The sequence below is a fragment of the Longimicrobiaceae bacterium genome (assembly GCA_035936415.1).
GTDB lineage: Bacteria > Gemmatimonadota > Gemmatimonadetes > Longimicrobiales > Longimicrobiaceae > JAFAYN01.
Genome location: DASYWD010000102.1, coordinates 1 through 14,376, shown reverse-complemented (window position 1 = coordinate 14,376; position 14,376 = coordinate 1). Strand labels below are relative to the sequence as shown.

Below are 14,376 nucleotides of genomic sequence, written 5' to 3'. Positions count from 1 at the left end.
GGCCGGCGCCAATCCGAGCGCCGGCCCGCCGTCGAGGTTCCGGAGGGCTACGCCGGCCGGCTCGATCCCATCTGCCGGAAGGCGTCGGTGAGCATCCCGGTGATCCCGTGCAGCACCGTGTCGCGCAGGCTGCCGACGCTGGAGCGCAGCTCGCCGGCCGCGGCCTCGTCGTCCTCCCAGCTGCGCGTCTCCACGTCCTCGGCGTACAGGTTCCCGTAGCGCTCCTGGAGGTCGCGGATCTTCTCCTCCTGCTCGCGGGCCACGCGCAGGAGCCGGCGCGCGCGGCTCTCCCACATCTCGGCGCGGTCGTCGTGGCGGGAGACGTCCGCGCCCAGGTCCATGCGCAGCGAGTGGCTCCGCGAGCGGTCCTCGCGCTCCTCCTCCTCGTCGTCGCCGCCGGTGAGCAGCCCGAGCACCAGCCCGACTCCGAAGGCGATCCCCGCGGCCGGGAGCGGGCGCTCGCGGATGGGCGCCGTCACGTCCAGCCGCTCCTGGATCCGCTCCTTCTTGCGGGCCAGGACGCCCTCGATCTCGTCGATCGTCTCGGACATGCGCTCGCGGGTGTGCTCGATCTCGGCGCGCACCGCCTGCGGGTCGTCGGAGACCACCGCGCCGGGGTCCGTCCTCGCCGGCGTACCCCCGGGAAGCGCGTGCCCCGCGGGGAGACGGTCGCCGGGGTGCGTGCCGCTCACGTTCTCCGGGCGGTGCAGCTCCGAGTGGGGCGTCGTGGACCCCTCGCGATCCATGCGAATCTCAGCCATTTGCGCTCTCCTTTAGCGAAGGATCCGGCCGATCACGAAACCCGCCACCGCGACGGCCAGGAGCGTCTGCACGGGGCTGCGCCGGACCTGGTTCTCGAAGTCGCTGCGCAGCTCCTGCATGTTCCCCTCCCGCACGAAGCGCGCGGTGCTCTCCATCCCCCCGGCCACGCTCCCCGCCACGCCGGCCATGCGCCCGCCGCCCTGCTGGTCGTCCACCAGGTGCGAGATGCGGTTTGCGGCCGACTCCAGCCCGCCCGCCACCCCTTCGCGCACCTGCCCCGGGACCGCGCCGGCCCGTTCCCGCACCTGGCCGGTCACCTCACCGACCCGCTCGCGCGCCTGCCCCGTCACCTCGCCGACACGCCCGGTCACCTCGCCCACCCGCTCGCGCACGGTGTCCAGGGTGCTGGGGCCCTGGCTGCGCTCGCGCATCCGGGTCGCCACGTCCTGCTCCAGCCCCTCGGCCGTGCCCACACCCATGGCCTCGAGCGCCCGGGTCACCCACTCGTAGTGACGCTCCTCGTCGAGCGCGTTGCGGTCCACCAGGCGCTTCAGGTTGTCGCCCCAGAAGTTCGCCTTCGCCGCGTACGAGTCGTACTTGGTGCGCACCAGCAGCTCGTTGGTGCGCCAGGCGATCAGCACCCCCTTGTCTCCGGCGAGGCCGCCCAGGCTCTGCAGGGCCTGCTTGAAGGGCCCGGTGGCGTGCGGCTCGTTCCTGGGCGTGCCGCCCAGCCCCCGGATGGCCTCGTTGAGCTCGGTGATGTGGCGCTCGTGGTCGCGCCTGAAGCCGGCGATCTGGCTGGCGTGGTCACGGTCCTGGAGCTTGTCGATCGCGATCTCGTACGCGCCCACCGCGTCGTGGTCGAGCTGGAGGAGGTCGTTCAGGCCGTCCAGGATCTCGGATGTGGGGGGAGTCCGGCTCCCCGCCTGACCGGTCGTTTGAGTGTCCAACCTTCCCTCCTTGCGCTGATGCAGTGATGGGTTCGCGCCGCGAGCGGCGCCCGATCCGGTCCCCTGGTGCCCGGGAACGCCCGCGCACTGCGGTCCGCAGCCCCCGGGGAAGGTCAGGCCGATGCAGTATCCATTCCAGCCGGCTCCTCCGCTTTCCCGCGCCGCCGCACGCGGGGGACCGCCGCTGTCCCCGGAATGGGTCACTCCGGGCGGGCACGCGGAAGCCACGCGGGCGCGCCGCGGCACCGCCGGAGCGTGTTCTCCAGCGGGGGCGCGGGTTCCGGGCGCACCGGGCGGGCCCGGCGGGACCGGGCACACGCGTTGCGTACCGGAGGGCGCATCCGCTTGCGGCATAGACGCTTACAGAACGCGCTCCGCGACCCGGAGCGGAACAGGGAGATTCGCCATGCCGGCACTTCGACGCAGCGCCCTGCTGCTGCTCTTCGCCCTCCTCCCAGGATGCGCCACCCTGGGGCAGGTGATCCAGCCGCCCACCTTCCGGGTGGCGGAGGACCGGCCCGAGGAGCTGCGGCTCCTGGGGCCCGCCCCCGGCCGCCCGCTCGGCGGCGCGGCCATCCGGCTCTACGCCCGGGTGTCCAACCCCAACCCGCTGGGGATCACCCTCTCCACGCTGCGGGGCGGCCTCCTCCTGGAGGGGCAGCAGGCGGCGCGCGTGGACTTCCCGCTCGGCGTCCCGCTGCAGCCCGGCCAGGAGGCGCTGGTGCCGCTGGAGATCAGCGTCAGCTTCGCGGACGTTCCCGGCCTGGCGAACACCCTCACCCGGGCGGTGACCGGCGGGCCGGTCCGCTACCAGCTGGACGGGACGGTGGGCGTGGACGCCGGAGTGCTGGGCCAGCCCAGCTTCGGGCCGATGACGCTGCTGCAGGGGGACGTGCGGGTGGCGAGATAGCCGGCCGCATCGCGGAGCAGGAGGCGCGGCGGAGCCCCTTCCCCGGGTGCGGGGGAGGGGCTCTTCGCGGCGGGATGCTTGACAACGGTTGCACATGACAACTACCTTGCCGGGAGAACGGTTGCAACCGACAACCGTCGGCACCAGGAAGAGAGCACGATGGCGACGCAGGCGACGGGCGGATCGAGGCGGAGCCGCGGGAGGTCCCTCCCGATCGCGGGCACCGACGAGCGGCTGGAGTCGGACACCGCGGAGCTGCACCGGGCGCTCACCGAGCTGGTGCGCGTCTACCAGTTCCGCGACCGCGACCGCATCTGCTGCTACGACGTGTCGGTGACGCAGTGCTACGCGCTGGAGGCGGTGGTCCTTGAGGGCCCGCTCACCCTGAACGAGCTGGCGGCCCGGCTCTACCTGGACAAGAGCACGGCGAGCCGGGTGGTGGACGCCCTGCAGAAGAAGGGGTACGTGGAGCGGCGGGAGAGCCCGGAGGACCGGCGCGCCCTGCACCTCGTCGCCACGCCGGAGGGGCGCGCGCTGCATGCCCGGATCGAGGGCGAAATCCTGGCGCAGGAGCGCGAGCTGCTCGCGGAGTTCGCGCCGGAGGTCCGCGCCTCCATGGCCCGCCTGATCGGGCAGCTCGCCCGCGCCGCGGCGGCCCGGGTGGACACCTCCGGCGGCGCCTGCTGCACCATCGGCTGAGCCGGCCTTTTCGCGCCCCCGTTCACGGGGGCTTCCTTCGTCGCGATAGTTGCCGTTAACAACCACCTTCCCGGAGCCGACCATGCGCGCGATCCCTTCTCCCGAGACCCGCCGCACCCTTCCCGTGGCCGTGATCGGCGCCGGCCCCGTGGGCCTGGTCGCCGCGGCGCACCTCCTGGCCCGCGGCGAGACGCCGCTGGTGCTGGAGGCGGGCGAGGCGGTGGGGGCCGCGATCCGCCGCTGGGCGCACGTGCGCCTCTTCTCCCCGTGGAAGTACCTCACGGACCCGGTCTCGCGCGGGATGCTGGAGGCCGCCGGGTGGACGCTCCCGGACCCGGACGCGCTCCCCACCGGCGGCGAGCTGGTGGAGCGCTTCCTGGAGCCGCTCGCGGCGCTCCCGCGGCTCGCGCCTCACCTGCGGCTGGGACGGCAGGTGGTGTCGGTGTCGCGCCGGGGCTTCGACAAGCTGAAGTCGGCGGGGCGGGAAGCCGCCCCCTTCGAGCTGGTGACGGAGACGGCGGACGGCCGGCGGGAGCGGGTCCTCGCACGCGCGGTGATCGACGCCTCCGGGACGTACACGTCGCCCAACCCGCTCGGCGCAGGCGGGCTACCGGCGGAGGGCGAGGCGGAGCTGGCGGACCGGGTGTTCTACGGGATCCCCGACGTGCTCGGCGGCGCCCGGGCGCGCTACGCCGGACGGCGCACGCTGGTGGTGGGGAGCGGGCACTCCGCGTTCAACGCCCTCCTGGACCTGGCCGCCCTGGCGCGCGAGGCGCCGGGGACGGAGGTGGTGTGGGCGGTGCGGCGGCGGGAGCCGGGGCTGCTGTTCGGGGGAGGCGAGCGCGACGCCCTCCCGGCGCGCGGGAGCCTGGGAGCGCGCCTGCGGCGGCTGGTGGACACCGGGGCGGTGCGCCTGGTGACCGGCTTCCGCACGGAGCGGCTGACCCCCGGGGAGCGCGGAATCGTGGTGGAGGGCGAGGAGCGCGTCGTCGGCCCGGTGGACGAGGTGGTGGCCGCCACCGGCTTCCGCCCGGAGCTGGAGATGCTGCGCGAGCTGCGCCTGGCGCTGGACCCGGCGCTGGAGAGCCCGGTCCGCCTGGCGCCGCTCATCGACCCCAACGTGCACAGCTGCGGGACGGTGTACCCGCACGGCTTCGAGGAGCTGCGGCACCCGGAGGCGGACTTCTTCGTGGTGGGGATGAAGAGCTACGGCCGCGCCCCCACCTTCCTCCTCCTCACCGGCTACGAGCAGGTGCGCTCGGTGGTCTGCGCCCTCACCGGCGACCTGGAGGGGGCGCGCGCCGTGGAGCTGGTGCTCCCCGAGACGGGCGTCTGCTCCACCGACCCCGGCGAGCCCGCCTGCTGCTCCACCGCTGAGGAGGGCGAGCCGGCCCCGGTCGCGGGCTCCTGCGGGATCGGCGCGGCATGCGCCTCCACACCCGCGGCACCCGGGCTGGCGGCGCTCGGCGGAACGCCGAAGGACGGATGCTGCGGGTGAGCGCCGGGGAGGCGGAAAGGCCCGGGTCGATGAGGGGCGCCGCATCCGCGGCCGGGCGGCACGAGACGGCGGCGCTCACCCTTTCCGCGGAGGCGGCATGACGAGCGAGGTGCGGGTACGGCCGGCGGCGGCGGCGGACGCGCCCCGGATGGCGGAGATCTACAACGAGGGGATCCGCGGGCGCGGCGCCACCTTCGAGACGCGCGAGCGCACCCCGGACGAGGTGCTCGCCTGGCTCGGGGAGCCGCGGCACCCGGTGCTGGTGGCGGAGGCGGAGGGCGCGGTGGCGGGGTGGATCGCGGCGTCCACGTACCGGCCGCGCGAGTGCTACGCCGGGATTGCGGAGTTCTCGGTGTACGTGGCCGGCGAGGCGCGCGGGCGGCGGATCGGCGACACGCTCATGGCGGCCTTCCTCCCGGCGTGCGAGGCGGCGGGGCTGTGGAAGGTGCTCTCCCGCATCTTCCCGGAGAACACCGCCTCGCTCGCCCTCTGCGCCCGGCACGGCTTCCACCGGGTGGGCGTGTACGAGCGGCACGGCAGGCTGGACGGCGAGTGGCGCGACGTGGTGATCGTGGAGCGGCTGCTCGGGGAGCGGGACGGCTGAGGTCGGCCGACGTCGCGGACCGGGCGCCTCACCTGGGCGGCTCTCCCGCCCTCGCCTTGATGCGGCGCGCCTCGATGTCCCAGTCGGAGGTGAAGGCGATGGGCACCTGGAGCCACGCCGCCACCCGGCAGCCGCCGATCACCAGCGGTTCGAGCTGAGCCTTGCTCCAGAGCGCCCGGAGCTGGCTGTCCACTCCCCGGTTTCCGCTGTTCGGCGTCACCTTCTCCACCGTGCCGTCGGCGTTCACCTGGAGCAGTACGGAAACCGTCCCGTCGATCCGGAAGCCTTCGTGGAGGAGCCGCCGCACCGTGCGCCCGAAGCTGCGGTTCATCTCTTCCTGGTTCCGCAGCGGGGGCACCCCGCCGTAGGGGAAGAACGTCATCTCCGTCCCGGCCGGGAAGGCCCCGGTCTGCCGCAACGTGCTCTCCACCTGCGCCTGCGTCTGCCCCGGCGGGATGGTGAACGCCACCCGGGAGATTCCCTCCGCCGCGCACGAAGGGTACGCGCCGATGAGGGGAGCGGTGGGCGCGGCCTGCGCCATCGCGGCGCCCGGGGTGAGCGCGAGGCCGCAGAGGAGCGCGCCGAACGGGAGGATCGTGGATCGCATCGGAACGGGTGGCGAGAGGAGAGCGAGACCGGCGGCGGGGCGCCTCGGGGCGGGAGGAGCCCACCCGGCAGCGTGTACAGACGCGGCGCGGACCTTTTCCGTCACCGGCCGGGACGGAGCGGACCAATCTGCGGCCGTCAGGGGGCGGAGGGGAAGGCCCCCTCCTCCCGCAGGGCGTGCAGCAGGAGGGGCGCCGCGGCCTCCAGGACGGCCGGGGCCTCCGGGTCCACCGGGCGGGGAACGACGTCGAAGTGGCAGAGCGTGCCCAGGGCGTTCCCCCGCTCGTCGCGCAGCGGGACGCCGCAGTAGGCCAGCGTCGCCTCCCGCGCCGGATGCTCGGCCAGCCGCTCGTCCAGCCGCGGATCGGCGGTGGCGAAGGGGGCGCACGTCTCGCCCACGATGGAGCAGTAGGTCTCGCGCATGGCGGCGTCCGCGCCGATCTCCAGCTCGGGATTCTCCCGGTCGTAGAGCCGGACGTTGCGCAGGACCGGCGGGTCCAGGCGGTAGATGCCGGTGAAGCGGTGGGAAGTGCGCGCGTTCAGGAACGCGAGCGCAGGGTGGATGCCCGCCTCCGTCAGCACCAGCTCGAAGGCCTCGACAAGGTCGCGGGAAGGGTGTGGCAAAGCGAACGCGGCTCTCGGCGAACGGAAACGGACGGACGGCTCGCCGCCCGGACGGACACGCCGGTCCGGGCCGCAAGATCCGTTCTACCTTTGCCCAGGCATGTCAGCCCGCGGGGTCGGCCGGGGAGTGCGAGCGGACCCATTCGACCATGCGGTCGAAGAGGCGCACGGGGTCGGGCGGGTCCGGCGGGAGACGCTCCAGCGCCTTCAGCACCCGGCCGACGAGGGCCTCCCGGTCGGCCGACTCGACGAACGCGACGCGGCCCGGTGCCGCCGCCTGGAGGGCCACGAAGTACCGCCGTTGCGGGCCGACCATCCGGAGGTGCCGTTCGAAGCCACGCCGCGAGCGGGTGCGGTCGTCCGCGCGCCGCTGCCGGAGGTGGGCCTCCGTGGCCCCCAGCACCACGTACAGGTCGGGGAAGCCGAGGGTGCCGCGCTCCAGGTGCGAGCGATAGGCGGGCGCGACCGCGTCCGGCCCCGGCCACCCGTCCCCGGCGTAGATCCAGTTGTACCAGAGCCCCTTGAAGGGATCGCCGTCCAGCACGGCGAACGGCGCGTCCGGCGTCTGCTCAACCGCGGCCCGCCAGAGCTCCGCGTGCCGGTCGGCGAACCAGCCCGCGGAGGAGGCGACGGGAGGCGCCCCGCGCGCGTCCAGCTCCGGCACCACCGCCGCGCCGCACTCCCGGGCGAGCGCCGCCGCGAGCGAGGTCTTCCCCACGGCGCTCGGGCCCTCCAGGCAGACCACTCGCGGCATGCGGCTCAGGGGACCGGCGTCAGCAGGAGCCACTCGTCGGCGCGCACGAGGAGCTGCCCCGCGTCGTTGATCGCTGCGGCCTGCGTATGGCCGCGGTCCGGGCCGTCCAGGATCAGAGAGCGAGGATTGTAGAGGCGGCCGTCCCGCCGTACGAAGGCCTGGAGCCCGCTGAGGGAGCTGTGATACCCGACGACCTGGCCCCCGGCGTTCACGTCGCTCGCGTGGAAGGACGAGCGGTGGCCGGCGGGGAGCTCGATCGACCCTCCGTGGCGCAGGATCAGGGAAGTCCCCCCCTGCTGCACGATTACGTCCCCGTGGTCGTTGATGGATACCCCCTCGCCCGACGCGACATCCGTCCGCTTCCCGTTTTCCAGCAGCAGCACGCGGGGCTGTGGCCAGACGGTGACCAGGATCTGCCCGCGGCCGTTGATCCCGTTCGCCACCGCGCGTTCGCCCCCGAAGCGCCCCAGGTCGGTGAGCCGGCCGTCCTCCCAGAGGAACGCGTTCCCCGTCGATCCGGTGAGCGACGGGGCCGGGTCGTGCGACCAGTATCCCACCACCTGGCCCCGCTGGTTGATCCCCGTGACGTACAGGTGCACGGCAGAGTCGGGCGGAGCGATCTCCACGATCTCTGCCCCCTTCCAAACGAACCCCCGAGCCTGGCCGCCTGGCAGCGGGGTCCGACTCCACGCCACGTGTCCGCTGTCGTTCACCACCACCTGGTGGACGCCGCTCGCCAACGGCCCGGACCAGACGATTCTTCCGTTGTCCCAGAGGGCGGGCCGGTATCCGGAGCCCGGCACGTACTCGCGTCCGGCTACCTGCCCCTTCTCGCCGAGGTCGGTGGGCTCGAGTGGGAGGCGAGTAGCGGCGTAGCCGCGCTCGGCATGGACCAGCAACGAGGCGCTGCGCGCGCCCTCTGCGGAGGCGGTGATCGTGGCCGTCCCGCGGGCGAGTCCCCGGATCACCCCGTCGTCGGTCACGGAGATCACCCCCGGGTCCGAGCTGGACCAGCGGATCGGACGGCCCGGGATGAGGTTCGAGTCCCGGTCCCGCAACGAGGCATGTAGCTTCGCCGTACCACCGATGCCGACCGCCATCGAAACGGGGGGAGGATAGCTCGAGATGTAGAGCCAATCAGCCGGGTGGACCGTGAAGGTGGCGGTGGCCCTCACCCCCTCGCTCTCCGCCGAGATCGTGACCTCCCCCGGCTTCAGCACGGCGAGCAGGGCGGGGCGCGACGCGCTCGGCGCGGGGATGATCCTGGCGACCAGCGTGTCGGAGCTGCTCCACGCCACCGGCGGGGCAGACACCGGAGCCCCGCGCCCATCCAGTACCCGCACGGCAAGCTGGTATGTGCTCCCCGCGAAGAGCGAGTCGTTGGGCGGCTGGATGGTCATGGACGCGATCGAGGTGACCGTGAGCTCGACCTCGCCGCTCTTCCCTCCCGCGGCGGCCGCGATCCTGACCCGCCCCGGCTTCACCCCCTCCACGACGCCGGCCTGATCCACGGTGGCGACGGATGGATCGCTCGAAGACCAGCGCACCTTGCCGGTATGGGCCCCTCCGCTCGGGTCGAGGACCGCCGCGGTGAGCTGAAGCGTCCTCCCCACCGGCACCACGGGCGCGGGGGCGGTCACCTCGACCGAGGCGACGGCCGGGCCGGCAGGGTCGTCGCACCCGCCCAGGGAGAGCAGGAGCGATGCCGTGACCAGCAACGCCTTCGCGATGCCGTATCGGAGAAAGCTGGAATTCATCGAAGTGCGGATCCGGGAATGCGGCGCAAAGGCGTCATGTCCCTTCAAGGACGCTCGCCCGGCAGGGCTCGTCACCCCTCCCCGTTCCGCGCCACCCCCGCGCCACTCCGGCACGGTTGGACACGCTCACCCCACCTGCTGTCCTGCGCACGGTTGACCCAGCCGTTCCCTCCATCCTATCATCTGCTGCTGCGCCGTCCCCGCCTGACGCGGCGCCCCCTCACCCTTCGACAGCCCATGCGATACGCGCTCATCTCCGACGTCCACGCCAACCTCCCCGCGCTGGAGGCGGTCCTGGAGGACCTCCGCGCCCGCGGCGATGCCGACGCCGTCTTCCACCTGGGCGACCTGGTGGGGTACGCGCCCTGGCCGGACGAGACCGTGGCGCGGATCCGGGAGCACGGCATCCCGGGCGTCGCCGGGAACTACGACTCCACCGTGGCGACGGACTACAAGCACTGCGGCTGCAAGTACGAGGATCCGCGCCAGGAGGAGCTGTCGCACCTGAGCTACGACTGGACCCGGCGGCACGTGTCAGCGGAAACCCGGCGCTACCTGGGCTCGCTCCCCTTCCGGATCGACCTGCGGCCGCGCGGCGGGCACCTCCCGGGGCCCCGCGTGGTCCTGGTGCACGGGACGCCCACGCTGAACACGCTGTACTGGACCGAGGACCGCGACGACGCCTTCTGCCTCAAGATGGCCGAGCAGGCCGGCGCGCGGGCGGGGGACGTGATCTGCTTCGGGCACACGCACCGGCCGTGGCGGCGCACGGTGGACGGGATCCACTTCGTCAACACCGGCTCGGTGGGGCGCCCCAAGGACGGCGACTGGCGCGCCGGCTACGCCGTGCTGGACGTGAGCGGCGACGAGCCGCGGGTGGAGCTCGTGCGGGTGGAGTACGACCTGGAGCGGGCGATGCAGGGGATCCGGGCGAGCGGGCTGCCGGACGACTTCGCGGAGTACCTGCGGACGGGCGGGAAGCCGGCGCCGGCCGCGGCGGGGGGCGCGTGAGCGGGAGCGCGGCGCGGGGCGGGATGCGGCGCGCGCTGGCGGAGGGGATCGGGACCTTCTTCCTGGTGCTGATCGGTCCCGGCGCGGCGATGGTGAACGCGTACACGGAGGGCGTCGTGGGCCACGCGGGCGTGGCGCTCGCCTTCGCCTTCGTGGTGCTGGCCATGATCTATGCGCTGGGGCACATCTCCGGGGCGCACATCAACCCAGCAGTCACGCTCGCCTTCTGGTCGGTCGGGCGCTTCCCCGCCCGCGAGGTCGTCCCGTACGTCCTGGCGCAGTGCGCCGGCGCCGTGGCCGCCTCGCTGGCGCTGGGAGCGGTGCTGGGCCCGGCCGGGATGTTCGGCGCGACGCTCCCGGCGGTAGGGGTGGGAGGCTCGCTCGGGGTGGAGTGGCTCCTCTCGTTCGTGCTGATGCTGGTCATCATGGCGGTCGCCACGGACGCGCGGGTGGCTCCGGGCTTCGCCGGGATCGCAGTGGGGCTCACGGTGGGCTTCTGCGCCATGATGGGCGGACCCCTCACCGGCGCCTCCATGAACCCGGCCCGCTCGCTGGGGCCGGCGGTGGCGGGCTGGATCTGGGCCGGGCACTGGATCTACTGGGTGGCGCCGGTCACCGGGATGCTCGCGGCCGCGCGGACCTACGAGTTCCTCCGCCCCGCGGATTCCGCGGCGACGGTGCCCCGCGGGGTGGCGCTGGGCGTGGAGGGCCCGATTGCGGCGGAGTAGGCGGGGGCGCGCCGCCCCGCCGACCAGAAAGCGCGAGGGGAGCGGCCCGGCCGCTCCCCTTCGCTGTTGCTACCGACGTGCAGACCGCGAGCCGCATCCGCGCCCGGGTCACATCTCCGAGTCGTGGGTGGCGCCGGCCAGGATCCCCACCGCGCGGGAGCAGGTGTGGCAGTAGAGCGCCGCCGCGTACTCCCCTTCCGGATCCGTCACGGAGGCGAACCCGTTGGGGTCGATCTCCGGCTCGATGAAGGCGAGCACCTCGATCTGCTCCGGGCCGCAGCGCGGGCAGGGCACGTTAGAGGGGTCCTTGCGGTACGCCATGAGCAGTTCCAGCGCCTCGGCGTCGGTGAACGGCCCCTTGGGCTGCGGGAGCGTCGACTCGATCAGATTCTGGATGCGGTTCATGGTCGTCTCCTCGCTCATCTATGGTCCTGCGGACGCCGGGTCCCGTCCGCTGCGGGTCTCTTCTTGGTAGGCCGACAGGAATGCAAGGGCCGGGCCAGAAACGCGGTCGCGAACCGACCGTTAAACCCATACATGCGAACGGGATAGATCAGAGCCGACAGACCCGCGGACGATGCGGGCCGGGAGCTCCGCGCGAGAGGCAAGACACCGCAGGAAACGCAAGGACCCGGCCATGCGGCCGGGTCCTTGCGCTTACTACCGGACATGTATTTTGCGAGGGCTACCGCGCGGGCGCTCCCGGCGGCAGGGTCCGTTCGAACAGCTCCAGGATGCGGCGGTACTCGTCGGTCCAGGAGTCCGGGCGGACGAAGGCGTGGTCCTCCACCGGGTAGACGGCCATCTCCCAGTTGGTCTTCCCCAGCTCGATCAGGCGCTGCGACAGCCGGACCACGTCCTGGAAGTGCACGTTGACGTCCACCATCCCATGCGCGATCAGCAGGTCGCCCTTCAGCCCCTCGGCGAAGTAGATGGGCGAGGAGCGCCGGTACGCCTCCGGGTCGTCCTGCGGCTGGTTCAGGATGCGGCTGGTGTACCAGTGGTTGTAGTGCGCCCAGTCGGTCACGGAGCGGAGCGCGGCGCCGGAGCGGAAGACGTCCGGCTCCGTGAACATGGCCATCAGGGTGATGAAGCCGCCGTAGGAGCCGCCGTAGATCCCCACCCGCTCCGGGTCCACCCCCTCGTTCGCCACCAGCCAGCGGGCGGCGTCCACGTGGTCGGAGAGGTCCTTGCCCCCCATGTGCCGGTAGATCCCGGTCCGCCACGCCGCGCCGTACCCCGCCGAGCCGCGGAAGTCCACGTCCAGGACGGTGTACCCCTTCGACGCGAGGAGGTGGTGGAACATGTACTCGCGGAAGTAGGTGCTCCAGCCGCGGTGCGCGTTCTGGAGGTACCCCGCCCCGTGGACGAAGAGCACCGCCGCGCCGTTGGGCTGCGCCCCCAGCTCCCGGGGACGGTAGATGCGGGCGTACACCTGCTCCCCGTCGCGCGCGGGGAAGGTCACCACCTCCGGGCGGATCCAGGGCCCGCCGCGGAACTCCGCCGTGGTGGACTCCGTCACCCGCTCTGCGCGGGCGCCGGGGCGGTTGGGCATGACGAAGAGGTCCGCGGGGCGGTCCGCTACCGAGTGCATCACGGCCACCCAGCGCCCGTCCGGCGACACCACGGACTCGTTCCACCCCTCCAGCGCGGTGATCCGCGTCCGGGGCCCGCCGTTCACGGAAACGGCGTACAGGTTCCGCTCGCCGGGGTGCGTCTCGCTGGTGGTGAGCCAGAAGGTGCGTCCGTCCGGGGAGAGCTGCACGTCGGTCACTTCCCACTTCCCGGAGGTGACCGGCGTGGCCGCGCCCCCGGAGGCCGGGACGGTGTAGAGGTGCGCGTGGCCGGTGCGCTCCGAGACGAAGTACACCCGCCCGTCCGGGAGCCACCCGGCCGTGAAGAGGCCCGGCCCGCCCACCCAGGCGTCGTCGCGGAGGTGGTCCACCTGCGTGAGCTTCCCGTCCTCGCCCACGGTGTAGATCCAGCGGTCCTTGTAGTCGAAGGGGATCGCCACGATCACCGCGCGGTCCTCGCGCGGCGCCCACCCCTGCGACATCAGCGTGACCTTGCGGTCCTTGGGCTCGGCCTCCAGCCAGGTGGCCGTGCCGGTGCGCAGGTCCACCAGCGCCAGGCGCTGGCCCGCCTGCACGTCGCCCACCTTGGAGCGGACGTTGAGGGGCTCGGTGTACCCGCTCTCCGTGACGAAGTTGGGGACCAGCGTCTGCTTCTCCTCCGCCTTGTCGTTCACCGCCAGCAGGGCGAGGCGGCCGGAGGGGGAGACGTCCACGCGCGCGACGGTGGCGTTCTTCCCGATGTAGAGGGGCCGCACCGTCGTGCGGACCGAGTCGAGCGCCTCCCGGTGCTTCTTCTCCGCCACCCGGTCGCGGACCACGCCGAACAGCTCCGTCTGCTGCTCCTCCATCTGCTTCCGCTGCCCCTCGGCCGCCTTGTTCGCCGGCGCGGCGTCGGCGCGGACGTCGGTGAGCTGGCGGATGGGGCCGCCCTCCACCGCGGTCGCGTACAGGTTGATCCCGGAGAGGAAGAACACGGTGCGCCCGTCGGCGGAGAGCTGGGCGCCGCGCTCCCGCGTGGGGGTGTCGGTGATGCGGCGCTCGCGCCCGCCCACCTCGGCCACGAAGACGTCGCCACCCCGCTCGAAGGCGCGGCGCCTGCGGTCCGCGGACCAGTCGCCCGAGAGCGCGGGGGCGGTCCGGTCAGCGACGGAGTCCGGCAGCCGCTGCACGGCCGTGCGCCCGGCGGCGACGCGGTACAGGTGGGTCGTGGTGTCGCGGCTCTCCGGGTCGCGCCAGCGGAAGTACAGCCAGCGCCCGTCCTCGGACCAGCGCAGCTCGTTGGGCGAGCGGCCGGTGAGCAGCTCGCCGCGCATGATGCTGGCGACCGAAAGGTCGAACGGGGCGGCGGGCGCCTGCCGCGCGGCCTGCGCCGCCGCGGACACCGGGGCGGCGAGCAGGAACGCGGCGAGGTACGTCGCGCCATGAGGGAAGCGGCGTGGCATCGGCAGTCCTGTTGATGTGGTTCTGGGAACGGACGTCGTCCCTGGTATGCACGACGCCGCGAAAGGATCCCCATCGGCCGCCCCGGGACGGGTGCAGCCGCCGGGAGACGCCACCCGACGACGCCCCCGGCGCGCTGCGGCACGCACCATATGGGTGCACGCCGCTCCCGGCCTCTACGCGCAGTGCACCATTCCGGTACGCGACTCCCGCTCGCCCGCCGATGCCCCTCTCCGCCGCAGCGCTTTAGCGCCCAACGCCTTACCTGTCGTGCCCGGGGACGGGCGCGCCCGGGACCGCCTCTTGCCCTTTCTCCCGCTGCCCGTTCCGGGCGCCCCACCTGCTCCAGGACCGCTCACCCCACACTCCGGGACCACCATGCACCCCTCCTTCCCCCCGCGGGCCCGCCACCTGACGGCGGCCGGGCTCTGCCTCCTCGCCGCCTGCGCCGACACCGGG

14 protein-coding genes are annotated in these 14,376 nt (G+C 73.4%); 6 read left to right on the top strand and 8 right to left on the bottom strand.

Annotation, left to right across the window (positions count from 1 at the left end):
• Positions 1-47 precede the first annotated feature (47 nt).
• Together VGR37_04065 and VGR37_04060 are read right to left on the bottom strand one after the other, a co-directional pair.
• A complete protein-coding gene (locus VGR37_04065) occupies positions 48-761 on the bottom strand; it encodes a DUF3618 domain-containing protein (GenBank protein ID HEV2146571.1) in 714 nt (237 codons plus the stop codon).
• A gap of 12 nt (positions 762-773) precedes the next feature.
• Complete coding sequence (locus tag VGR37_04060) at positions 774-1,712, bottom strand: ferritin-like domain-containing protein (protein ID HEV2146570.1); 939 nt, start codon at positions 1,710-1,712, stop codon at positions 774-776.
• Between the two features lie 406 nt (positions 1,713-2,118).
• Between VGR37_04060 and VGR37_04055 the strand changes: the two genes are divergently transcribed.
• The 4 genes from VGR37_04055 to VGR37_04040 all read left to right on the top strand — a co-directional run bounded on the left by VGR37_04055 (position 2,119) and on the right by VGR37_04040 (position 5,423).
• Complete coding sequence (locus VGR37_04055; protein ID HEV2146569.1) at positions 2,119-2,622, top strand: LEA type 2 family protein; 504 nt, start codon at positions 2,119-2,121, stop codon at positions 2,620-2,622.
• Positions 2,623-2,781: 159 nt separating this feature from the next.
• Positions 2,782-3,321: a MarR family transcriptional regulator gene (locus VGR37_04050; protein ID HEV2146568.1), complete on the top strand. Its 540-nt coding sequence runs from the start codon at positions 2,782-2,784 to the stop codon at positions 3,319-3,321.
• An 82-nt stretch (positions 3,322-3,403) separates the two neighbouring features.
• Positions 3,404-4,819: an NAD(P)-binding protein gene (locus tag VGR37_04045; protein ID HEV2146567.1), complete on the top strand. Its 1,416-nt coding sequence runs from the start codon at positions 3,404-3,406 to the stop codon at positions 4,817-4,819.
• A gap of 97 nt (positions 4,820-4,916) precedes the next feature.
• A complete protein-coding gene (locus tag VGR37_04040) occupies positions 4,917-5,423 on the top strand; it encodes an arsinothricin resistance N-acetyltransferase ArsN1 family A (protein HEV2146566.1) in 507 nt (168 codons plus the stop codon).
• Positions 5,424-5,451: 28 nt separating this feature from the next.
• Here VGR37_04040 and VGR37_04035 read toward each other — a convergent pair whose 3' ends face one another.
• From VGR37_04035 to VGR37_04020, 4 genes are all read right to left on the bottom strand, one after another.
• The gene (locus tag VGR37_04035) at positions 5,452-6,030 is read right to left on the bottom strand and encodes an energy transducer TonB (protein ID HEV2146565.1); all 579 of its coding nucleotides are present in this window, start codon (positions 6,028-6,030) and stop codon (positions 5,452-5,454) included.
• 137 nt (positions 6,031-6,167) lie between these two features.
• Positions 6,168-6,653: a GAF domain-containing protein gene (locus tag VGR37_04030; GenBank protein HEV2146564.1), complete on the bottom strand. Its 486-nt coding sequence runs from the start codon at positions 6,651-6,653 to the stop codon at positions 6,168-6,170.
• 103 nt (positions 6,654-6,756) lie between these two features.
• A complete protein-coding gene (locus tag VGR37_04025) occupies positions 6,757-7,407 on the bottom strand; it encodes a hypothetical protein (protein ID HEV2146563.1) in 651 nt (216 codons plus the stop codon).
• 5 nt (positions 7,408-7,412) lie between these two features.
• Positions 7,413-9,164, bottom strand: coding sequence for an Ig-like domain-containing protein (locus tag VGR37_04020; protein HEV2146562.1), 1,752 nt, complete (start codon positions 9,162-9,164; stop codon positions 7,413-7,415).
• A gap of 237 nt (positions 9,165-9,401) precedes the next feature.
• On the opposite strand from VGR37_04020, the gene VGR37_04015 reads away from it, so the two are divergent.
• Together VGR37_04015 and VGR37_04010 are read left to right on the top strand one after the other, a co-directional pair.
• Positions 9,402-10,175: a metallophosphoesterase family protein gene (locus VGR37_04015; GenBank protein HEV2146561.1), complete on the top strand. Its 774-nt coding sequence runs from the start codon at positions 9,402-9,404 to the stop codon at positions 10,173-10,175.
• The gene (locus VGR37_04010) at positions 10,172-10,903 is read left to right on the top strand and encodes an MIP family channel protein (protein HEV2146560.1); all 732 of its coding nucleotides are present in this window, start codon (positions 10,172-10,174) and stop codon (positions 10,901-10,903) included. The genes VGR37_04015 and VGR37_04010 overlap by 4 nt, the downstream gene beginning before the upstream one ends.
• A 108-nt stretch (positions 10,904-11,011) precedes the next feature.
• Here the strand turns inward: VGR37_04010 and VGR37_04005 are convergent, their stop codons facing one another.
• Together VGR37_04005 and VGR37_04000 are read right to left on the bottom strand one after the other, a co-directional pair.
• The gene (locus tag VGR37_04005) at positions 11,012-11,326 is read right to left on the bottom strand and encodes a hypothetical protein (protein ID HEV2146559.1); all 315 of its coding nucleotides are present in this window, start codon (positions 11,324-11,326) and stop codon (positions 11,012-11,014) included.
• A 262-nt stretch (positions 11,327-11,588) separates the two neighbouring features.
• Positions 11,589-13,919, bottom strand: a complete 2,331-nt coding sequence (locus VGR37_04000; protein ID HEV2146558.1) for a prolyl oligopeptidase family serine peptidase — start codon at positions 13,917-13,919, stop codon at positions 11,589-11,591.
• Between the last annotated feature and the right edge of the window lie 457 nt (positions 13,920-14,376).